Genomic DNA, 20,443 nt, shown 5'->3' on the forward strand with positions numbered 1-20,443 from the left:
CCGGGCGGTCATCCGCTGAGGCTGCGTGCGGGGATGGCCTCTCGCAGCAAGGCCAGCACCGCGGCCGGACCGGCCAGACGCTGCTGCGCCTGACTGGGGCCGGTACCGACCTTGATGCCCAGGCCGCCATAGGTCTCGGCCTGGGCGATGGCAAATCCGGCTTCATCGGTCACGTCGTCACCGATGAAGACCGGGCGACGCCCGCGGAACGGCGCTTCATGCAGGAACGCCGCCACCGCGTCACCCTTGTTGATGTGGGGCTTGGCCTCCACCACCATCTTGCCGTGCAGCATGGAAAAGCCGGGTTCGTGGCGCAGGGCGTCCATCATGGTTTCCACACAGCGCTGCTCCAGGTGAGCGGCATGCCGATAGTGCAGTGCCAGCGCGCCGCGCTTGAGTTCCAGCTGCAGACCGGGATTGCCCTCCACCAGCGGCAGCAGGCGCTCGCGCAGGTGATGCACGTCCGGCACCGGCTGCTGGAGGATGCGGCCATCGGCGGTACGCCGTTCGGCGCCGTGCACGCCCGCGGCCGGCAGGCGCAACGGCGCCAGGAAGAAGTCGAGTTGGTCCAGGGGACGGCCGCTGACGATGGCCAGCGCGCCGTCCGATTCTTGTTGTAGTCGCTGCAACAGCGTGATCAGTTCCGGCGGCACCACGATCTCTTCGGGTTGTGGCGCCAGTTCGACCAGGGTGCCGTCGAAATCCAGAAACAACGCATCGGCAGCAAAATCGTAGGGGCGAGTTTGCTCAGTCATGTCATTTCAGGTTGATGGAAAGCAAATAAGTTCCGGTTTCGGCTCAATCTATTTCTAGATTGATATCAAATTACGTCGAAAAGCGGTCTATTAAGATCCTTTGACAGCGGCTAGCCCAGCAGTTCTGACTAACATAGCCAGTTTTAGGTCAAGGGGCTAGTGAACAAGCCCTAACCGATCCACCCCACGCCCCCATCGACTCCTCGATCTTGGGAATCCAGCCGCGACAAGCAGCCTGACCATGGTCTTACGCAACGCCACTTCCTTCGACCTTGTTTCTTCTACTGATTTTAGCTAATTTATGAGAATTACATAAATTACCTAAAGCTTGTATATATGGACCCTATCCTGAATCCTTACGCGCCGGGTGCCGGCAGTCCTCCGCCAGAGCTTGCCGGACGTGATGAAGTGCGGGCGAAGATGCGCCTATGCATTGAAAGGCTACGCCGTGGCAAACCCGCCAAGAGCATGATGCTCGTCGGTCTGCGCGGTGTCGGCAAGACGGTCTTGCTGGACCAGATGATGAAGGATGCCGAGGGTTCCGGAGTGGTGACGATCCGCATTGAAGCACCTGAAGGGAGATCGCTCCCGGCCGTACTGGCACCGCAACTGCGTATCGGCCTGCTCAAGTTGAGCCGTATGGAACAGGCAAAGGACGTCGCCATTCGCGGCTTGCGCGCCCTTGCAGGATTCGTCGGCAAGATGAAGCTCACCTTCAACGATGTTGAAGTCGGACTCGACTACGAGCCAGAGCCGGGCCTTGCCGATAACGGCGACCTGGAGGGTGATTTGACGATGTTGCTGGAGCAGGTCGGGGCCGCAGCACACGCTGCCGGCACGCTTGTCGCCATTTTCATCGATGAACTGCAGTATGTCCCCGAAAAGCAGCTGGCAGCACTGACATCGGCCCTGCACCGCTGTGCGCAACTGCAACTTCCGCTGGTGGTCGTCGGCGCCGGATTGCCTCAGCTCCGCGGCAGGATGGGAGAAGCCAAGTCCTATTCTGAGCGCTTGTTTGACTTCCCGATAATAGGTCCGCTGGACGCGGCCGACGCCGCCGACGCCATCGTCAAGCCGGCACATGATGAAGGCGTGGACGTCGACAACGATGCAGTGAACCTGATCATCGGTTTCACCAAGGGGTATCCCTATTTCCTGCAGGAATGGGGCAAGCACGCATGGGATGTCGCAACCAGCAGCCCCATCACGCGACAGGACGTAGAAACCGCCTCGGTCGAAGCAGTCGCGGCACTGGATGAGAGCTTCTTCCGGGTACGTTTTGATCGGCTGACGCCGGCGGAGAAGAAGTATCTGAGGGCAATGGCAGAGCTGGGGGCCGGCCCGCACCGCTCAGGGGACATCGCCGCCAAGCTGGGCCGCGAGAGCTCTTCCTTGGGCCCCCTGCGCAGCAGTCTCATCGCAAAAGGGATGATATGGAGCCCGACGCACGGGGATACGGCCTTTACCGTCCCACTCTTCGATGAGTTCATGAAACGCATCATCCCCACCGCAGACTGGGACCCAACGGAAGCATGAAAACAGAAAACGGTCGCGCGGCGGAGCCGGGCGACCGTTTCAGGCAGGCAAGAAGAACTCAGGACTGGACCGTTCCCTCGGCCGGTGCCACGGCGATGGGGGCCACCGGTGCCAGCACCTGGGGCATGAGCGATCCGACCACCATGCCGCCGATGGAGAACAGCAGGCCGGCCAGTTGCGGCGGCCAGAGGCCTTCCGGGGCGGTGTATTCCAGCGTGATCCAGGACACCAGGCCCAGCACCATGGCCATCAATGCACCCTGGCGGGTGGCGCGCTGCCAGTAGACGCCGAAGGCCAGGGGCACGAAGGCCGCCACCAAGGTGACCTTGTAGGCGTTCTCGACCATTTCGTAGATGCTGGACTGGCTGTTCAGCGCCAGCGCGGTGACACCGATGGTGAAGACCAGCACCACGGCGCGCATGGTGAAGAGGAATTCACGGTCGTTCTTCCAGGGACGAATTTCCTTGAGCACGTTTTCGGTGAAGGTCACCGAGGGGGCCAGGAGGGTCGCGCTGGCGCAGCTCTTGATGGCCGACAACAGGGCGCCGAAGAACATCACCTGGGCGAAGACCGGCATCTTTTCCATGATCAGGGTCGGCAGGACCAGCTGGGAATCGGTCTCCAGCAGGCGCGAGACCATGGCGGGGTCGATCAGCGTGGCCGAGTAGGCCAGGAAGATGGGGATGAAGACGAAGAAGAAATAGATCACGCCGCCCAGGATGGATGCATTGCGGGCCACGTTTTCGTTCTTGGACGACATCACCCGCTGGAATACGTCCTGCTGCGGGATCGAGCCCAGCATCATGGTGATCCAGGCGGCGAAGAACCACAGCACGTCCTTGAGCTCGGCAGCCGGCCAGAAGTTGAACTTGCCGGCCTCGGCCGCATGCGCGATCACCACGCCGGGACCGCCGACCATGCCCGAGACTTCGTAGCCGATGTAGAGCATGCCGACCACCACGATGATCATCTGCAGGAAGTCGGTGATGGCCACGGCCCACATGCCGCCCATGAGGGTATAGATCAGCACGCTGCCGGCGCCGATGATCATGCCCCAGTGCATCGGGATGTAGCCGCCCGAGACGACGTTGAAGACCAGGCCCAGGGCCTTGATCTGCGCGGCCACCCAGCCCAGGTAGGAAATGACGATACAGATCGTCACCAGCATCTCGGCGGCGCGGCCGAAGCGCTTCTTGTAGTAGTCGCCGATGGTCAGAAGATTCATCCGGTACAGGCGCTTGGCGAAGAAGACGCCGACCAGGATCAGGCACAGCGAAGAGCCGAAGGGATCGGCCACGATGCCGCCCAGGCCCTCCTTGAGGAAGGTGGAAGACACCCCCAGCACCGCTTCCGAACCGAACCAGGTCGCAAACACGGTCGCGGTCACCACCGACATCGGCAGCGAGCGGCCGGCGACGGCATAGTCCTTCGAACTCTTGACGTATCGGGTGGCATACAGACCGATGGCCACCGAGATGACCCAGTAGAGGACGACGAACCAGAGCAGTGCATTCATGCCTTTTTCCTTGCAGGGAAGGGAAGAAAAACGCGCATTATAGCGGCAAGTCAACGGCAAAAACCGTTCGCAAAACCGCTTGCGGCAAGACTTTTCATCTTTCGTGGGGGGACCACAGGCGGGCTTGCCGTCATGCGCCGACGGCCTTCAGGCAAGCAAGAATTGCTCCCGGCTGGGCGCGCCCCGTGAGGGCGGTACCGGCCGGGCCGTATCTGACAATCCAGACAATCCGGAAAGGGAGAGGGGAGGAAGAGGGGCTGCAGCGGCGCCGGCTCAGGCGCCTTCGTTATTGCGCTCGTAGGAGGGGCAGCCATTCTTGCCCCACTTGCCGTCGCATAGCTTCCACAGGCAGCTCTCGCGGGCGAACAGCGACAGCGCGCTGCATTGCTTGACCTGCTCTGCCAGGGATGGCGCAGCCGGAGACGCCGCCGCTGGTGGTGGGGTGACCGCCGCCTGGGCGCGCTCGGCCTGGGCGCGGGCATTGGCCAGTTGTGCCTCGGCTTCGCGCCGACGTTGCTCGCGCAGGGCCAGGGCGGCATCCTCGCGGCGATGGCGGGCCTCGGCGGCGGCGCGCTTCTGTGCCAGCAGACGCGCCTTTTCATCGGCTTCCTGCTGCAACTGGGCGATGGCGTCAGGTCCGGGTGCCTCCAGGCTGGCCGCTGCGCTGCTTTCTTCGACAGCCGGCTGGACTGCGGCAGCAGGTGCTACCGGCGCGGGCCGGGAAAAGCTCGGCAATTGCGTCAGCATCGGCTTGAGCGAGCGTTGCGGCCATTGCGCACCCAGCCACAGGGCCAGGCCGATGATGGCCAGCGTCAACAGCGAGACCAGCATGGCGCCACGGGTGGAGGCTGCCACCTGCGGTTCGCTGCGCGGGCCGCTGGGCGCCGGGCGGCGGCTCGCCTCGGGCTGCTCCTGTGCCACGCGTTCGGCGCGCATCGTGGCTTCCTCGCCGGCGGCGGTCACCACGGCGGCCGTGACGGCAGCTGCAGCCACGGCGGCGGCGGTGATATGCGAGGCACGGACTTCCAACTCCTCGGCGCTGGGTGCAGTCGATGCTGCTGGTGATGATGCGATGGATGTGGAGGCGCCAGGATGCGCAGGCGCCAGATCGCCTTCGGCGCCCTCGCCGTGCACCCGCTTGTCGCGATCTCCCTCTGTGCGTTCCAGGACTTGCATGGAATTCCCCTGTGTTGCGCTACCGACCACCGTCCCGGTGGCATGGTCTTCTCCCTGTCGTCCTGTGGCCTGTTGGCTTGCCTGGTCTCCGGTGGCGCGTTGCTGCTCGCGCGCCAGGCTTGTCGAGATGCGTTATTTGTTCTTTGGACGGACGGCTATTTTGCTCCCAAATTTCTGAAAGGCAAAACAAAAATGCGGCTCTGCAAAAAATATCTGAGGCCCAGCACTGGCGCGTATTGCCGGCCGATCAATAAACGCTGTTGAAAAGGAAACGGCAGCCGCGTTTCCGGGGCTGCCGCTTATTGGAACGACAACAAACTCAGTCGACGATCTTTTCCAGCGCAAACAGATCGGCCGGCTGCTCGCGCTGGCGGACCAGATGCACCTGCGTGCCATCGACCAGCACCTCGGCGGCGCGGCCGCGGGTGTTGTAGTTGGAGGCCATGGTCATGCCGTAGGCGCCGGCCGACATCAGGGCCAGCAGGTCGCCTTCGCCAATGGCCAGCTCACGCGAGCGTGCCAGCCAGTCACCGGATTCGCAGACCGGACCGACCACATCATAGATGCGTGCCTGGCCGGCATTTTCCTTGACGGTCTTCACGCCGTGCCAGGCTTCATACATGGCCGGGCGCATCAGATCATTCATGGCGGCGTCGACCACGGCGAAATTCTTGCCTTCGCCATGCTTGAGGTATTGCACCTCGGTCAGCAGCAGGCCGGCATTGCCGACTACCGAACGGCCGGGTTCGAACATGACCTGGATCGGACGGCCGTCGTACTTGCTGGCGCGCCAGGCGTCGACCCGGGCGAACACGCGGGCCAGGTAGTCGCCGATGGCCACCGGTTGCTCGTCGTCGTAGCGGATGCCAATGCCGCCGCCGATGTCGAGGTGATGGATGTGAATGCCCTCGGACTCCAGCGTGTCGACCATGTCGATGATCTTGTCCAGCGCTTCCAGCAGCGGCGAGTCGTCCAGCAATTGCGAACCGATGTGGCAATCGATGCCGACCACCTCGATATTGGGCAGGGCGGCGGCGGCACGGTAGCAGTTCAGCGCATCTTCATAGGCCACGCCAAACTTGTTTTCCTTCAGGCCGGTGGAGATATAGGGGTGGGTCTTGGCATCCACATTCGGGTTCACCCGCAACGAGATGCGGGCGCGCTTGCCCAGGGCGCCGGCCACTTCGTTCAGGCGCGCCACCTCGGGGATGGATTCGACGTTGAAGCAGAGAATGTCATGTTCCAGGGCCAGCTTCATCTCGTCGCGGCCCTTGCCGACGCCTGAGAAGATCACCTTGCGGGCATCGCCGCCGGCGGCCACCACGCGCAGCAGCTCACCGCCGGAGACAATGTCGAAGCCCGAACCCAGACGACCCAGAAGGTTCAGCACCGCCAGGTTGGAGTTGGACTTGACCGAATAGCACACCAGCGCCCCACCCCTTGCACCATTTGCACCCTCGGCACGACCGGCCTGGCGGCAGGCATCGGCATAGGCCGAGAAATTCTCGACCAGGGCAGCCTTGGAATAGACGTAGAGCGGCGTACCGAACTGCTCGGCCAGCGCCTGCAGCGAAACCTGTTCGGCGTGCAGAGCGCCATTGCGGTAGGAAAAGTGGGACATGGATATCCGGGAAATCTGAAATCTGAACTGTTGGGGAATCCGGCGCCGACCGCGCTGGACGGGTTCGGCACCGCTTTGCGGCTGTTTTGCGATATTGCCTGCGCGGCCCCTCGGGGTCACGCAGCGGGAAGGCCTATTTGGCGGGGGCGTCAGTTGCCGCCGGGGTCACGTCGCCACCCTGCTGCGCGCCAGCCTTGGTGTCCGGCTGCGGGGCCGCCGGTTTGGGCTGGGTATGCGCAAACGGGTCGGGCGGCACCTTGGGCATGTACAGCGGACCTTTCTGGCCGCAGCCAGCCAGCATCAGGGCGGCGGCACAGAGGGCCAGGGAAGCTGCACGACGGACGGGAGAATAGTGTGACTTCACGATAAAATGTCGGATTACATCGAAATCTTAGAATGCCTTGGAGTGTAGCATGACCGAATCGGAATTCCTGGACCTGGCTGATGCCACCCTCAACGCCATCGAGACGGCGCTGGAAGACGCCTGCGACGCCAGCGAGCTGGACGTGGAATGCAGCCGCAGCGGCAATGTGCTGGAGATCGAGTGCATCGGCAATGGCTCCAAGATCATCATCAACAGCCAGGCCCCGATGCAGGAAATGTGGCTGGCAGCCCGTTCCGGCGGCTTCCACTACAAATTCGACGGCCAGCACTGGCTCAACACCCGTGATGGCAGCGAGTTTTATGCCACGTTGTCAGAAGTGGTCAGCAGTCAGGCCGGCGTGCCGGTGACCCTGCAGCCCTGATGACAGGCCAGTGCCGGGCCGCCGCCGTCGGTATCGGCAGTGGGCGGCACCTCGCTCGTCTGTGCGCAAGCCGGTGTTGCGCAGCGTTGACTTCCTATCGTCTCCTTGTCCCCTTGCTCCCTTGACCAAGCCAGCCGCTTCCATGCGCCGTTCTTCCCTGCCCTCGCGGCAACATCCTGCTTTCCTGTTCCTGCAGCGCGGCCTGGCGCGCCTGCGCTGGATCCTGGTATTGACCGTGCTGGCGGTGGCCGCCGCGCTGGCACTGCCGCCGCTGGTGGCACGCTTCAACCATGACCACAGCCCGCAAGCCATGGCGGCCGAAAAGGATATGCAGGCCATTGCCAGCGGCCTGGACCGCTATCGCCAGGATAACGGCCGCTACCCCACCTCCCAGCAGGGCATGCTGGCGCTGGTGATCAAGCCCACGCGGGCACCGGTGCCGGCCAACTGGGCCATCGGCGGCTATGTCGACCGCCTGCCACGCGACCCCTGGGGCAATTCCTACCAGTACGAGGCCGACGACGACGGCACCAGCTATTCCTTGTATTCCTTCGGCCAGGCCGGCCCGGATGGCGGTGCCGATGGCGAACAGGCCATCCACCTGCACTGAAGCCGAGCGCCCTCGCGCTTGGCCCTTTACCTGATTCCCTGATTTCCTGAATTACACGATGTGACCCTGCCCTCGCGGGCGGGCGCACTGGCCTTGTCATTCCCATTTGATGGGAGCACATGGCAAGTATGCAGCTTTCTATTTACATCTTCTTACAATCATCATTTAATACGAATAATAATTATTCCTATTAATCGAACTCATTGTGAAGAATAAAATGAATTTCCGCCTGCATCCCTTGCACCTGGCCGTCCTGGCCACCTGCTCCCTTTCCTCCCTGTCCTCCCTGGCCTGGGCGCAGGAATCCGCTTCTTCCCTGCCCGCCATCGAAGTCAGCGGTGCCCGCACCAATGACGGCTATGTGGCGCCGACCGCGGTCAGCGGCACCAAGAGCGAAGCTCCGCTGCGCGACGTGCCGCAGACCATCAACGTGGTGCCGGCCCAGGTGATCCGCGACCAGAATGCGGCCTCGCTGCAGGATGTCCTGAAGAACGTGCCCGGGCTGGGCCTGTCCACCGGCGACGGCCAGCGCGACCAGGTGTTCATCCGCGGCTTTACCGCCATCGGGGACCAGTTCGTGGATGGCTTCCGCGATGACGCGCTGTATTTCCGCGACCTGTCCAATGTGGAAAATGTGGAAGTGATCAAGGGTCCGGCCGCCGTGCTGTATGGCCGCGGCTCCTCTGGTGGCCTGATCAACCGCGTGAGCAAGAAGCCGGGCGTGGATATCAGCGACGTCGGCATCACCGCCAACAGCACCGCCGGTCGACGCGCCGAGCTGGACCTGGGACGCGCTGCCGGCGACGGCGCACTGTCCTGGCGCCTGACCGGCGCCCTGGAACGTGGCGACAGCTATCGCGCCCAGCAATTCATCGACCGCAAGGCCATCGCGCCCTCCCTGGCCCTGCGCTTCTCGGCCGATACCAAATTGCTGCTGCAGGCCGACTACCTGGAAGACCGGCGCGTCATGGACTTCGGCATCCCGTCCTATCGTGGACGTCCGGTGGCGGTGGACCCCGGCACCTACTTCGGTGCGCGCAATGCCCGCGACGCCGACTTTGTGCAGTCACGCGTGGCGTCCACCACGGCGACCTTCACGCACCGTTTCAACGACGAGTTTTCCTTCCGCAACGGCCTGCGCTATTACGATTACCACCTCAACCGCAACAACACCAACATCAACGGCAACGTCAACGAAACCAACGGCACCATGGCCCTGAACCATGCCAAGCTGGTGCGCGATGAAAACGGCTGGTTCAACCAGAGCGAGCTGACGCAGAAGCTGACGCTGGGCCAGACCCGTCATGAAATCCTCTATGGGGTGGAGGTGGGCAGCCAGAGCAAGGACGCCGCTACCTACGGCGGCGTGGCCGTGGCAGGTGGCACCTCGGGCGTGGCACCGGTCTCGATCTTCAATCCGGTGCTGCCGCTGGTCAATCCTGACCGGGTGACCGCGCCATCGCTGACCTACGGCACCTATGACACCTTTGCCGCCTATCTGCAGGACAGCATCACCCTCAATGCGCAGTGGAAGGCGCTGGTCGGCCTGCGCCACGACAGCTTCCGCCAGCAGGCCAGGCTGGTGTCGGCCGCCGGCGTGCCCAGCAACCTGTCGCGCACCGATACCGCCTACAGTCCGCGTGCCGGCCTGGTGTGGCAACCCAGCGAGACGCAATCCTATTACCTCTCGTGGAGCCGCTCCTTCCAGCCCTCGGGTGAGAACTTCGCGCTGGCCACCAACAACGCCGACCTGGCACCGGAAAACACGCGCAATACGGAAGTCGGCGCCAAATATGATTTCTGGGAAGGTCGCGCCAGCGCCACCGTGTCGGTGTTCCGCCTGGAGCGCGACAACATCAAGTCGACCCTGCCCAACAATACGATCGTGCCGGTCGGCAAGCAGCGCACCGATGGCGCCGAATTCACCTTCAGTGCCGACCTCAAGCAGGGCTGGAAACTGCTGGCCGGATACGCCTACCTGGATGCGGTGATCACCGAGTCATCCTCCTTCGACACCAGCGTCACGGCGGCCGGCAGTGTACCCTTCAAGGGCAAGAATGCCACCCTGACGCCGCGTCACAGCGCCAACCTGTGGCTGACCAAGGAACTGGGCGAGGGCTTCATCGTCGGCGGTGGCGCCAATGCCGTGGGGGCACGCTTCGCCAACCCGGGCAACACCGTCACCCTGCCCGGCTACGTGACCGCCGATGCGATGGCGGCCTACCGCACGACCCGCTATGAGCTGCAACTGAACGTCGGCAATATCTTCAACACCGGCTACATCATCTCCGGCCACGGCAGCAGCCCCAACCTGAGCCTGCCGGGCGCCCCGCGCAACGTCGCGCTGAGCCTGCGCTACCACATGTAGGCGTAGCGCAAGCACATCGCCTCAGGCGGCTTCGGGAAAGGCGGTACGCAGGCGGTACTGGCGCTGACGATAATTGCCTTCCGGGCCACTGAAGCCGCAGTCGACGTCGCCGAACAGGCGACTGACGCGGTTGATCGCAGCGCGCTGCGCCTCGCTTTGCACCGCGATCAGGCGCCGCTTGCTGCGGGCATGATGAGCACAGATGTCGACCACCAGGCAGTGGCCGTAATCGGCCTGCTTGATGTCGATGAGCAGCGCTTCCGGCTTGGTCAGGCCGAAGATGGCCGCCAGTTCGATGCGCGCACTCAGGAAGGGGTTGCTGTTGCGCAGCCGCTCGCTCAACTGCGCACGCGCCTGCACCGCCCAGTCCTGCGCATCTTCCTGCGCCTGGAACGGCAGCAGCGCCTCGGCCGACTCCGCATCGCCGCGGGCGGCAGCCTGTTGCCACCAGTACAAGGCCTTGACGTCATGCATGGGGTCGTCGCGGCGATTGCGCCAGAAGATGTGCGCCAGCTCCGCCTGCGCCTCGGTCAGGCCGGCCTCGGCCGCCTTTTCCAGATATTGCTGCGCCACCTGCAGATTGCGCTGCGAATAGATGGAACGCGAATAGATGCGTGCCAGCGCATGCCAGGCGGGCGCACTGCCGCCTTCTCCCGCCAGCACCAGCCAGTGCAGGGCTTTCTTGAAGTTGGCCAGGCCCTGTTCCATGAACACGCGCTGTCCCTGGCGGTCGATCTTGGCACACAGCAGGCCCAGTTCCAGCCGGGCCTCGTTCTCGCCGGCCACGGCGGCCAGTTCGAACAGGCGCATCAATTCCTGCAGATCGGGTTGCGCCGCGCGCGCCTGCCATTGGCCGTAGCGCAGCAGCAGCGTGGCCTCCTCGGGGCTCAACTGCACCAGGCCGGTGGCATCGGATTCCTTCTCCAGCTGGCCGACGGCAGCGCTATTGCGCTCCGTCAGTCGCTGCACCAGTGGCCGTGCACCACGTGCAAAGGCCTCGCCCTCACCCTGTTGCCAGGCCTTGTCGAGCAGTGCGTACTGCGCCTGCTCGATACCGGCGCGCGCGGCTTCCTGCATCAGCCTTTCTTCGACTGCCGAGGAAGCCGCACCCGGCACCACCGGCTGGCCGTGACGCTGCATCTGCTGCGCCAGCAGCCACTGGGCCTGGTGATCATCGCGACTGGCCAGCAGGGAGAGCGCGGCAATGGCGCGCGCATGGGCATTGCTGTCGAACTGATCGGTATGCTCCAGCACCAGCCGGGCAAAGATCAGGCCGGCTTGCGGTACGCCGGCCTCGAAGGCCTTTTCGTACCAGACCGCGGCCTCCTGGGGCGAGGACAGGTCCTTGACCTGCTCATAGGTGATGTTGCGGCCGATGATCATCCAGGCATCGTCCACGCCTTGCTGCGCGGCGCGGCGCAGCCAATAGAACGCAGTGCCCTTGCTGCGCGGCAGACCGCTGCCGCCATTGAGATAACGTCGACCCAGAGCCAGTTGTGCGCGCGATTCTCCGGCACGGGCCGCCTTGATGACTGCCAGCTCTTCTCTTGTGGCCATGTTGCTTCCTTTCTGTTGCGCTTGCGACTGCAAACAAAATCCGGGAAAAAGAAATCCCCTCCGGCGCAGAAAGCTGCGTCGGTTCCGAATGCACCAAAAACTTAGAAATTGATGCCGCTATCAGAGCGTGAAGGGTGATGCTGCAAGTGACCCGTCGTCAGACATGAGGTCGGGAGGTGATTCCTGCAAGCATCAAAATGTATGGCGAATATTAGAGCAGTGCGGCGCGGAAAAGTGCGCAAACAGGAAGGCTTATTACGCTTTCTTTACAGTCATCAAGATCGGCCACCAGTCAGGGTTTCGTCAGGATTTGGCGATGTAAAGGCGAGTATTTTGCGGCACAACAAACGGGGTTTCCGGGCCACCTGCAGCCCTCCTGTGGAAAGCGAAACCGAGTCGAATGCGAAGCAAACATGATGTTTTTACGACCTGATTTTTATTGTTGCAAAATGTAAGAAACAGAAACAGAGAACTAACAAAAGCGAAATCGTCGAAAAGCATGAAAAAAGCGCCGCATGAAACTCATGCGGCGCTTTGATTACTGCTATTACTGCTAGTCCGATTGTGGATCGGCAGGCGTCGTCAAAGTCGACGACGCTGCTCATTCACATTAGAACTTGTGGCGGATACCCACGGCGACGGCGCCTTGGTTGCCATCGTTACCGGTGCTGTCGGAGACGCCCGGATTGACCAGATCGCTAGCCTTGGTGTAAGCCAGGAAGGCGTACAGGTCGGTACGCTTGGACAGCCAGTAGTCGGTACCCAGGCTGACCTGGGTCAGCTTGGCCTTGGTGCCCACGCCGTCGAAGGTAGCACGGGTGTGGTCCACTGCTGCCAGCAGCTTCAGCGACGGGCTCAGCGAGTAAGCGGTACCGATTTCGTAGATGTCAGCCTTGTTGGAACGGGCCAGCGTACGGTTGGTCACGGTGGTCAGCGAGCCCACGCCGACGGCGGTGAGGTTGGCCTGGGTGTTCAGGTCTTGCTTCACGCGCGAGTAGTTACCGTACACACGAGCCGGACCGAACTGGTAGGACGCTGCCACGTTCAGGACCTTCTGAGCGGAGCTGCCAGCGTTGGCCGACAGGGTGTTGACGCTGGCGGTGGTCGAGGTTGCCGGGATCAGCGAAACGTCAGACGGGGTCGAACCAGCCTTGGACTGGTAGTAGTTGATGCCCAGACCCAGAGGACCGTTGTCGTACTTGCCGCCAACGCCGAAGGATTGACCGGCGGAGGTCTGGCCAGCGGTCTCGCCGAAGCCGTACATCAGGTTACCGGTGAAGCCGCTCAGGTTGGTCGTGGTGTAGCTGATCGAGTTGTTGGTACGGGTGCCTTGCAGGCGATCCAGACCGGAACCGGAGTTGTTGACCCAGCCACCGAAGTCTTGCACGGCAGTGTAAGCCGAGATGGTGTCAGCGAAGTCGGTTTGACGACCCAGCAGGACGGTACCGAAGTTACCAGCCAGACCGACCACCGACTTGCGGCGGAACAGGTTGGAACCGGTGGTGGCGTCGGAACCTTGCAGGCCGCCGGTGTCATTGCTGAAGCCAGCTTCCAGGTTGAAGACTGCGGACAGACCGCCACCCAGATCTTCAGCACCCTTGAAGCCGATGCGCGAACCTTGGATGATGCCCGAGTTCAGACCGAACTTGGAGCCGGTGCCGCCGTTGGCGGTAGCAACCTTGCTTTGGTAGACAACACCGGTATCGACGATACCGTAGATCGTGACGGAGCTTTGCGCTTGTGCTGCGCCTGCGAACGCGCCCAGAACGGCGAGTGCCAGCAGAGATTTTTTCATGTGACGTCCTTCTCTAAAAATAGTCTTGAGGATCCGCACTTGCAGTCGGATGGACAGACATTAATGCTTCTCGTCGCGCATGACTGCACCTTGGTCGATACAAGTCATTTTTTAGACGGGAGCGAAAGATTGAAATGGCAATTGTTGTATTTTTTTATCGCCTCATCTGGCATTGCGCGGCTGCTTCTCATCTGCAAGCGCACCGCGCCAATGAAAAAAGCGCCGGCATTTCTACCGGCGCTCTCATCAAAATCTAACATTTTGATACATCTTCCCTGCAGCCCTGCAGTGGCTGGTCAATCCTTGTCATTACCGCCCAGTTTGCTCTGCAGTTCGGCCTTCAACTGCTGGCGTTGCGCCGATGCATTCTTGCGATGTGGGCCCGCACCACCGGCGCGCTGCTGGGCTGCCACGGCAACCGGATTGCGCGGGCGGGATTGCGACGGTTCGACACGAAAACTTAGTTTCTGCCGTGTTCCCAATGTCTTGTTGGCCATTGCAAGCTCCCGCGCTTTTTATCCAATTTCTACAGGACGTAGCGCGACATGTCTTCGTCCACCGCGAGTTCACCGAGGCGTTCGTTGACATAGTCACCGTCGATCATGAGCCCGTCCACGCCGGCCTCGCCGGCCGTGAAGGAAATTTCTTCCAGCAGTTTTTCCATCACCGTATAGAGCCGTCGGGCACCGATGTTTTCTGTCTTTTCATTGACCGTGTGCGAAATCTCGGCCAGGCGCTTGATGCCGCTGTCGGCAAATTCGATCTTCACGCCTTCGGTGGCCAGCAGGGCTTCGTATTGCTTGGTGAGGCAAGCATCGGTGCCGGTCAGGATGCGTTCGAAATCGGCGATCGACAGCGAATCCAGCTCCACCCGGATCGGGAAGCGACCCTGCAGTTCCGGGATCAGGTCCGACGGCTTGGACAGATGGAAGGCACCGGAGGCGATGAAGAGGATGTGATCCGTCTTGACCATGCCGTACTTGGTATTGACGGTCGTACCTTCCACCAGCGGCAGCAGGTCGCGCTGCACGCCGGCACGCGAGACATCGGCGTTGCCGTTCTGCGAGCGGGTGGCGATCTTGTCGATCTCGTCGAGGAAGACGATACCGTTCTGCTCGACGTTGGTGATGGCCTTCAGCTTGAGCTCTTCATCGTTGACCAGCTTGGCGGCTTCCTCGTCGATCAGCAGCTTCATGGCTTCCTTGATCTTGATCTTGCGCGCCTTCTTGCGCTGGTTGCCCATGCCCGAGAACATTGACTTGATCTGCTCGGTCATTTCTTCCATGCCCGGCGGCGCCATGATTTCCATGGTGGGCGCAGCATCGTTCAATTCCAGTTCGATCTCGCGATCATCCAGTGCACCTTCGCGCAGACGCTTGCGGAAAGTCTGGCGGGTGGTGTTCTTGTCGTCCTTCTCGCCACTGCTGCCATTCTCGGAGGTGAATCCGAAATCGCGTGCCGGCGGCAGCAGCACGTCCAGGATGCGGTCTTCAGCGGCGTCCTCGGCACGGGTGCGTACCTTGCGGGTTTCGACTTCGCGGGTCTGCTTGATGCCGATGTCGACCAGGTCGCGAATGATGGTATCGACATCACGGCCGACGTAACCGACCTCGGTAAATTTGGTCGCCTCGATCTTGATGAAGGGCGCATCGGCCAGCTTGGCCAGGCGGCGCGCGATCTCGGTCTTGCCCACGCCGGTGGGGCCGATCATGAGGATGTTCTTGGGCGTGATCTCGTGGCGCAGCGGCTCCTCGATCTGCTGGCGACGCCAGCGGTTGCGCAGCGCGATGGCCACCGCGCGCTTGGCGCGGGCCTGGCCGACGACGTGCTTGTCGAGTTCGGAGACGATTTCCTTGGGGGTCATGTTCATGGTGGTGATCTTTTCGCTGTGACGGTTCATCAGGAGAGCGGGCGCGGTGTGATACCGGGGCCGGAACTTAATCCAGCCTTAATCCAGCGTCTCGATGATGTGGTTCAGGTTGGTGTAGATGCACAGCTCGCCGGCGATGGTGAGCGATTTCTTGACGATCTCGGCCGGGGTCAGCTCGGTGTTCTCATACAGGGCCTTGGCAGCCGATTGCGCGTAGCTGCCGCCGGAACCGATGGCGCCGATGCCGTCATTGGGCTCCAGCACATCGCCATTGCCGGTGATGACCAGCGTAGTTTCCTTGTCGGCACACAGCAGCATCGCTTCCAGGCGGCGCAGCATGCGGTCGGTACGCCAGTCCTTGGCCAGCTCGACCGAGGCGCGCATGAGGTTGCCCTGGTGTTTTTCCAGCTTGGCTTCGAACAGGTCCAGCAGGGTGAAGGCGTCAGCCGTGCCGCCGGCGAAACCGACCAGGACCTTGCCGTGATAGAGCTTGCGCACCTTGCGCGCACTGCCCTTCATGACGATGTTGCCAAGCGTCACCTGGCCGTCACCGCCCAGCGCGACCTGGTTGCCGCGACGGACGGAAAGGATGGTGGTGCCGTGAAATTGTTCCATGCTTGCCTCTGTTCAATATATGCGTAGGTGCTGCGGGGCAGGCCTGGCCGCCCCACGTCCTGTCGAGATGGGGCTGGCCGTGCCGATTGCAAGACATTCCGGCCGCGCACCACCCGCAGGGGGAGCAATATTGTACGCCGGCAAGAAAAACGGGCGCCGGGACACAAGGTCCGGGCGCCCGTCTCAGCGGATGGGACGACTCCGCTACGCGGCGGGTAGGCTTACACCGAGATCGTCATCAGGCTGGCATTGCCGCCGGCGGCCGTGGTGTTGACGCACAGCGCGCGCTCGGCCAGCAGGCGCCACAACGGGATGGCCGTATCTTCGCTGCACAGGATCAGCGGCACCAGCGCGCCGTCCCGCTGCGCCAGGCTGGCACGCCAGGCGGTGGCCTGGTGGCTGTCCACCAGCGCCGCCTGCAGCGCTTCGCCATCCAGGCGGGCAGCACGACGGATAGCGCCGCGCACCGGGGCCGGCAAGCCGGCCGGCAGCAGCGCCGCGGTGGCCTCGTCGACCAGCACCGTGTTGCCGGTGGCGAAGGCGGCGGCCAGCTGGTTGAGCAGGGTACCCACGCTGGCGGCCACGCACAGCACCAGGCCACGCGGGGCGAAGGCCAAGGTATTGCGCTCGCCGGTGGGGCCAGGCAGCACCAGGCTGCGCTGCAGCAGGCTGTCGCGGTGATAACGCTCGCCGCTGGCGGCCAGGCGTTCATGGCCGTGCGTGCGGGCCCAATCCAGCAGGCTGTCCAGCAAGGCGTTGGGCACCGCCGAGGGCTGGGCGCGGGTCAGTTCTTCATGCAGCTGCGCATTGCGTTGCAGGCGCTTCAGGTAGAGCGGGCCACCGGCCTTGGGACCGGTGCCGGACTTGCCTTCACCGCCGAAGGGCTGGACCCCGACCACGGCACCGACGATGTTGCGGTTGACGTAGATGTTGCCGACATGGGCGCGCTGGGCGACGAAATCGATGGTCTCGTCGATGCGGGAATGCACGCCCAAAGTCAGGCCGTAGCCGGTGGCATTGATGGCGTCGATCAACTGCGGCAGGGCATCGCGCCGATAGCGCAGCACGTGCAGCACGGGGCCGAAGACTTCGCGCTGCAGTTGCGCCAGGTCGTCGATCTCGATCACGGTCGGCGGCACGAAGGTACCGTGCTGGCAGGCCGGGTCCAGCGGCAGCTGGTGCACTGAACGGGCGCTGCCGCGCATGCGCTCGATGTGGGCCAGCAGGTTTTGCTGGGCTTCGGCATCGATCACCGGGCCGATGTCGGTGGAGAGGCGATCCGGACGGCCCACGCGCAGCTCGGCCATGGCGCCCTTCAGCATTTCCAGGGTACGGTCGGCGATGTCTTCCTGCAGGCACAGCACGCGCAGTGCCGAGCAACGCTGGCCGGCGCTGTCGAAGGCCGAGGACAGCACGTCCTGCACCACCTGTTCGGCCAGGGCCGACGAATCAACGATGAGCGCGTTCTGACCGCCGGTCTCGGCGATCAGCGGTACTTCGCCGTGTTCGCCGCTGCCATCGCCATCGTCATGCGAGCGCTTGGCCAGGGTGCGGTTGATCAATTGCGCCACTTCGGTGGAGCCGGTGAAGATCACGCCCTTGACGCGCACGTCCGAGGTCAGGGCTGCGCCCACGGTCTCGCCACGGCCCGGCAGCAGTTGCAGCGCGGCGCGCGGGATACCGGCCTCGTGCAGCAGTTGCACGGCACGATGGGCGATCAGGGCGGTCTGCTCGGCCGGCTTGGCCAGGACCACGTTGCCGGCGGCCAGCGCAGCGCTGACCTCGCCGATGAAGATGGCCAGCGGGAAATTCCACGGGCTGATGCACACCACCGGTCCCCAGGCCAGGACGTTGCCGTCATGGCGCGAAGCGATGGCGTAGTAGCGCAGGAAGTCCACCGCTTCGCGCACTTCGGCAATCGCATTGGGCAGCGACTTGCCGGCTTCGCGCACGGCCAGAGCCATCAGTTCGGCGATGTTGGCTTCCAGCAGGTCGGCGCCGCGTTCCAGCATGGCGGCACGCTCGACGGCGGGGATGGATTGCCATTGCGGCGCATAGGCGGTGGCGGCGGTCAGCGCGGTATCGACATCGGCGACCGTGGCTTCGATCACCTGCCCCACCACTTCGCGATGGTCGGCTGGATTGCGAACTGGCTGTGCAGCCTGCGCGACAATCTCGCCGGCCACCAGCGGCGCGGCCTGCCACTGGCGGCCAGCCATGTCCGCAAAGGCCTGGTCCAGCTGTTGCAGGCGGGTCTCGTTGGAGAGGTCGATGCCGGCTGAGTTCGTGCGTTCCTCGCCATACAGGCGCTGCGGCACGGCGATGGCCGGGTGCGGCAGGCCGCCCTGGGCGCGCACGGTCTCGATGGGGTCGGCCACCAGGCTATCCAGCGAGACCGCTTCATCAACGATCTGGTTGACGAAGGAAGAGTTGGCGCCGTTCTCCAACAAGCGGCGCACCAGATAGGCCAGCAGGGTCTGGTGCGAACCGACCGGGGCATAGATGCGGCAGGCCTTGCCCAGATTGTCGGCACCAACCACCTGGTCGTACAGGGTCTCGCCCATGCCATGCAGGCACTGGAATTCGTAGTTGTCGATCTGGTGCTGTTTGGCCCAGTGGTAGATGGCCGACAGGGTCAGCGCGTTGTGCGTGGCGAACTGCGGATAGATCACGTCAGTCGCGGCCAGCAGCTTTTGCGCGCAGGTCAGGTAGGAAAGATCGGTGTGCACCTTGCGGGTATAGACCGGATAGCCTTCCAGGCCATCGACCTGGGCGCGCTTGATCTCGCTATCCCAGTAGGCACCCTTGACCAGGCGGATCATCAGGCGGCGACCATGACGGCGCGCCAGGTCGACCAGGTAGTCGATGACGAAGGGGCAGCGCTTCTGGTAACCCTGCACCACGAAGCCCAGGCCCTCGAAGCCGGCCAGGTCGGGATCGGCGACCAGCACTTCCATCATGTCCAGCGACAGCTCCAGGCGGTCGGCCTCTTCGGCGTCGATGTTCAGGCCGATGTCGTATTGCTTGGCCAGCAGCAGCAACTGCTTCAGGCGCGGCAACAGTTCCCCCATCACGCGGGCGTGCTGGGCGCGCGAATAGCGCGGGTGCAGGGCCGACAGCTTGACCGAGATGCCCGGACCATCCTTGATGCCACGGCCGTTGGAGGCGCGGCCAATCGCGTGGATGGCCTGCTCGTAGGACTGGTAGTAGGCATCGGCATCGTGCATGGTCAGGGCCGCTTCGCCCAGCATGTCGTAGGAGTAGCGATAGCCGCGCTTTTCGTTGTCACGGCTGTTCTCCAGCGCTTCTTCGATGGTCTGGCCGGTCACGAACTGGTTGCCCAGCATGCGCATGGCCAGGTCCACGCCCTTGCGGATCAGAGGTTCGCCACCCTTGCCGATCAGGCGGGTGATGGCCTGGGTCAGGCCGCTTTCGCTGCTGGTGGACACCAGCTTGCCGGTGATCAGCAGGCCCCAGGTGGCGGCATTGACGAACAGCGAAGGCGATTCACCCAGGTGCTTGCGCCAGTCGCCCTTGCTGATCTTGTCGGCGATCAGGCGGTCAGCGGTCTGGCGATCGGGGATGCGCAGCAGCGCCTCGGCCAGGCACATCAGCGCCACGCCTTCTTCCGAGGACAGCGAGAACTCGTGCATCAGCGCGTCCACGCCGGACGAGCGGGTGCGCTTCTCGCGCACCTGCTGCACCAGTTTCCGGGCCAGTTGCTGGGTCGACTCCTTCCAGGACGGGTCGCCCTGGACCTGCTGCAACAGCCATTGCACGGCCTCGCGCTCATCGCGACGGTAGGCGGCGGTGATGGCGGCGCGCAGAGGGCTGGGAGCGGGCAGCAGCTCGGCGTGGAAGGCGCCGAAAGGCAGGCTGGAAGCAGTGGCCGCAGGCGCGGCAGAGGTGACGGTAGTCATGGTCTGGAGTTCAGGATGGGAAGGATTTTGGCAACCGGATTCTATGTGCTAAAGACCAATATTAATTCTGTATTTCAGTTATATAGCCAATATTTAATTCTGTATTTAATAATTTAACCAATTTTAATTTTCCACAGAAGCCCGAAACAAGCGCAACATCCAGACCGGCCGCGCCTGTGCAGGCGACGCGGCCGGGAACATGAAAAAACGCCGCAGGCCTTGCGGCATGCGGCGTTCTGCTGACATCGGTGTCACCGGCGCGACAGACTGGTCCGGATCAACCCTCACCCAGGTAAGCCGCCTTGACCCGCGGATCATCCAGCATCTGCTTGGCCTCACCTTCCATGGTGATCAGGCC

General features: G+C 63.0%; 16 protein-coding genes and 1 pseudogene. 4 read left to right on the top strand and 13 right to left on the bottom strand.

Features of this window, described 5'->3' with window-relative positions; all coding sequences use genetic code 11:
- Nucleotides 1-8: 8 nt before the first annotated feature.
- The gene (otsB, locus tag BTM36_RS08285) at nucleotides 9-755 is read right to left on the bottom strand and encodes a trehalose-phosphatase (RefSeq protein ID WP_077235879.1); all 747 of its coding nucleotides are present in this window, start codon (nucleotides 753-755) and stop codon (nucleotides 9-11) included.
- A gap of 336 nt (nucleotides 756-1,091) precedes the next feature.
- On the opposite strand from otsB, the gene BTM36_RS08290 reads away from it, so the two are divergent.
- A complete protein-coding gene (locus BTM36_RS08290) occupies nucleotides 1,092-2,291 on the top strand; it encodes an ATP-binding protein (RefSeq protein WP_077235880.1) in 1,200 nt (399 codons plus the stop codon).
- A 58-nt stretch (nucleotides 2,292-2,349) separates the two neighbouring features.
- On the opposite strand, the gene BTM36_RS08295 is transcribed toward BTM36_RS08290, so the two are convergent.
- From BTM36_RS08295 to BTM36_RS08310, 4 genes are all read right to left on the bottom strand, one after another.
- Nucleotides 2,350-3,807, bottom strand: a complete 1,458-nt coding sequence (locus BTM36_RS08295; protein WP_077235881.1) for a sodium:solute symporter family protein — start codon at nucleotides 3,805-3,807, stop codon at nucleotides 2,350-2,352.
- Between the two features lie 273 nt (nucleotides 3,808-4,080).
- Entirely contained in the window at nucleotides 4,081-4,983 is a 903-nt protein-coding gene (locus BTM36_RS08300) for a phage tail protein (RefSeq protein WP_077235882.1), read from the bottom strand.
- Between the two features lie 319 nt (nucleotides 4,984-5,302).
- Nucleotides 5,303-6,604: a diaminopimelate decarboxylase gene (gene lysA / locus BTM36_RS08305; protein ID WP_077235883.1), complete on the bottom strand. Its 1,302-nt coding sequence runs from the start codon at nucleotides 6,602-6,604 to the stop codon at nucleotides 5,303-5,305.
- Nucleotides 6,605-6,737: 133 nt separating this feature from the next.
- Nucleotides 6,738-6,968: a lipoprotein gene (locus BTM36_RS08310; RefSeq protein ID WP_077235884.1), complete on the bottom strand. Its 231-nt coding sequence runs from the start codon at nucleotides 6,966-6,968 to the stop codon at nucleotides 6,738-6,740.
- 49 nt (nucleotides 6,969-7,017) lie between these two features.
- Between BTM36_RS08310 and cyaY the strand changes: the two genes are divergently transcribed.
- The 3 genes from cyaY (at nucleotide 7,018) to BTM36_RS08325 (ending at nucleotide 10,328) form a co-directional block, all read left to right on the top strand.
- Entirely contained in the window at nucleotides 7,018-7,350 is a 333-nt protein-coding gene (cyaY, locus tag BTM36_RS08315) for an iron donor protein CyaY (RefSeq protein ID WP_077235885.1), read from the top strand.
- Nucleotides 7,351-7,492: 142 nt separating this feature from the next.
- Nucleotides 7,493-7,960: a type II secretion system major pseudopilin GspG gene (gspG, locus tag BTM36_RS08320; protein ID WP_077235886.1), complete on the top strand. Its 468-nt coding sequence runs from the start codon at nucleotides 7,493-7,495 to the stop codon at nucleotides 7,958-7,960.
- Nucleotides 7,961-8,177: 217 nt separating this feature from the next.
- On the top strand, nucleotides 8,178-10,328 hold the full coding sequence (locus BTM36_RS08325) for a TonB-dependent siderophore receptor (RefSeq protein ID WP_077235887.1): 2,151 nt from the start codon (nucleotides 8,178-8,180) through the stop codon (nucleotides 10,326-10,328).
- 21 nt (nucleotides 10,329-10,349) lie between these two features.
- On the opposite strand, the gene BTM36_RS08330 is transcribed toward BTM36_RS08325, so the two are convergent.
- From BTM36_RS08330 to BTM36_RS08360, 8 genes and pseudogenes are all read right to left on the bottom strand, one after another.
- Nucleotides 10,350-11,885: an SEL1-like repeat protein gene (locus BTM36_RS08330; protein WP_077235888.1), complete on the bottom strand. Its 1,536-nt coding sequence runs from the start codon at nucleotides 11,883-11,885 to the stop codon at nucleotides 10,350-10,352.
- Nucleotides 11,886-12,495: 610 nt separating this feature from the next.
- The gene (locus BTM36_RS08335; protein ID WP_077235889.1) at nucleotides 12,496-13,680 is read right to left on the bottom strand and encodes a porin; all 1,185 of its coding nucleotides are present in this window, start codon (nucleotides 13,678-13,680) and stop codon (nucleotides 12,496-12,498) included.
- 104 nt (nucleotides 13,681-13,784) lie between these two features.
- Nucleotides 13,785-13,940, bottom strand: coding sequence for a hypothetical protein (locus BTM36_RS28295; protein WP_168189758.1), 156 nt, complete (start codon nucleotides 13,938-13,940; stop codon nucleotides 13,785-13,787).
- Nucleotides 13,941-13,976: 36 nt separating this feature from the next.
- Nucleotides 13,977-14,177, bottom strand: coding sequence for a hypothetical protein (locus BTM36_RS08340; protein ID WP_077235890.1), 201 nt, complete (start codon nucleotides 14,175-14,177; stop codon nucleotides 13,977-13,979).
- A 29-nt stretch (nucleotides 14,178-14,206) separates the two neighbouring features.
- The gene (gene hslU / locus BTM36_RS08345; protein WP_006464148.1) at nucleotides 14,207-15,550 is read right to left on the bottom strand and encodes an ATP-dependent protease ATPase subunit HslU; all 1,344 of its coding nucleotides are present in this window, start codon (nucleotides 15,548-15,550) and stop codon (nucleotides 14,207-14,209) included.
- Nucleotides 15,551-15,628: 78 nt separating this feature from the next.
- Nucleotides 15,629-16,165 (bottom strand): ATP-dependent protease subunit HslV, encoded by a 537-nt coding sequence (gene hslV, locus BTM36_RS08350; RefSeq protein WP_077235891.1) that lies wholly within the window; start codon nucleotides 16,163-16,165, stop codon nucleotides 15,629-15,631.
- Between the two features lie 221 nt (nucleotides 16,166-16,386).
- Nucleotides 16,387-20,085 (bottom strand): trifunctional transcriptional regulator/proline dehydrogenase/L-glutamate gamma-semialdehyde dehydrogenase, encoded by a 3,699-nt coding sequence (gene putA / locus BTM36_RS08355; protein WP_077235892.1) that lies wholly within the window; start codon nucleotides 20,083-20,085, stop codon nucleotides 16,387-16,389.
- 277 nt (nucleotides 20,086-20,362) lie between these two features.
- A pseudogene (locus BTM36_RS08360) lies at nucleotides 20,363-20,443 on the bottom strand (ABC transporter ATP-binding protein); the annotation flags it as partial.

It is taken from the genome of Herbaspirillum sp. VT-16-41, assembly GCF_001994935.1.
In the GTDB taxonomy this organism is placed as follows: Bacteria; Pseudomonadota; Gammaproteobacteria; order Burkholderiales; family Burkholderiaceae_D; genus Herbaspirillum; species Herbaspirillum frisingense.

Bases quoted from the DNA above. Each gene is read 5' to 3' on its own strand.
- BTM36_RS08340 (WP_077235890.1), bottom strand. From the start codon at position 14,177: ATGGCCAACAAGACATTGGGAACACGGCAGAAACTAAGTTTTCGTGTC.
- hslU (WP_006464148.1), bottom strand. From the start codon at position 15,550: ATGAACATGACCCCCAAGGAAATCGTCTCCGAACTCGACAAGCACGTC.
- BTM36_RS08330 (WP_077235888.1), bottom strand. From the start codon at position 11,885: ATGGCCACAAGAGAAGAGCTGGCAGTCATCAAGGCGGCCCGTGCCGGA.
- hslV (WP_077235891.1), bottom strand. From the start codon at position 16,165: ATGGAACAATTTCACGGCACCACCATCCTTTCCGTCCGTCGCGGCAAC.
- BTM36_RS28295 (WP_168189758.1), bottom strand. From the start codon at position 13,940: ATGTTAGATTTTGATGAGAGCGCCGGTAGAAATGCCGGCGCTTTTTTC.
- otsB (WP_077235879.1), bottom strand. From the start codon at position 755: ATGACTGAGCAAACTCGCCCCTACGATTTTGCTGCCGATGCGTTGTTT.
- gspG (WP_077235886.1), top strand. From the start codon at position 7,493: ATGCGCCGTTCTTCCCTGCCCTCGCGGCAACATCCTGCTTTCCTGTTC.
- cyaY (WP_077235885.1), top strand. From the start codon at position 7,018: ATGACCGAATCGGAATTCCTGGACCTGGCTGATGCCACCCTCAACGCC.
- putA (WP_077235892.1), bottom strand. From the start codon at position 20,085: ATGACTACCGTCACCTCTGCCGCGCCTGCGGCCACTGCTTCCAGCCTG.
- BTM36_RS08290 (WP_077235880.1), top strand. From the start codon at position 1,092: ATGGACCCTATCCTGAATCCTTACGCGCCGGGTGCCGGCAGTCCTCCG.
- lysA (WP_077235883.1), bottom strand. From the start codon at position 6,604: ATGTCCCACTTTTCCTACCGCAATGGCGCTCTGCACGCCGAACAGGTT.
- BTM36_RS08335 (WP_077235889.1), bottom strand. From the start codon at position 13,680: ATGAAAAAATCTCTGCTGGCACTCGCCGTTCTGGGCGCGTTCGCAGGC.
- BTM36_RS08300 (WP_077235882.1), bottom strand. From the start codon at position 4,983: ATGCAAGTCCTGGAACGCACAGAGGGAGATCGCGACAAGCGGGTGCAC.
- BTM36_RS08325 (WP_077235887.1), top strand. From the start codon at position 8,178: ATGAATTTCCGCCTGCATCCCTTGCACCTGGCCGTCCTGGCCACCTGC.
- BTM36_RS08295 (WP_077235881.1), bottom strand. From the start codon at position 3,807: ATGAATGCACTGCTCTGGTTCGTCGTCCTCTACTGGGTCATCTCGGTG.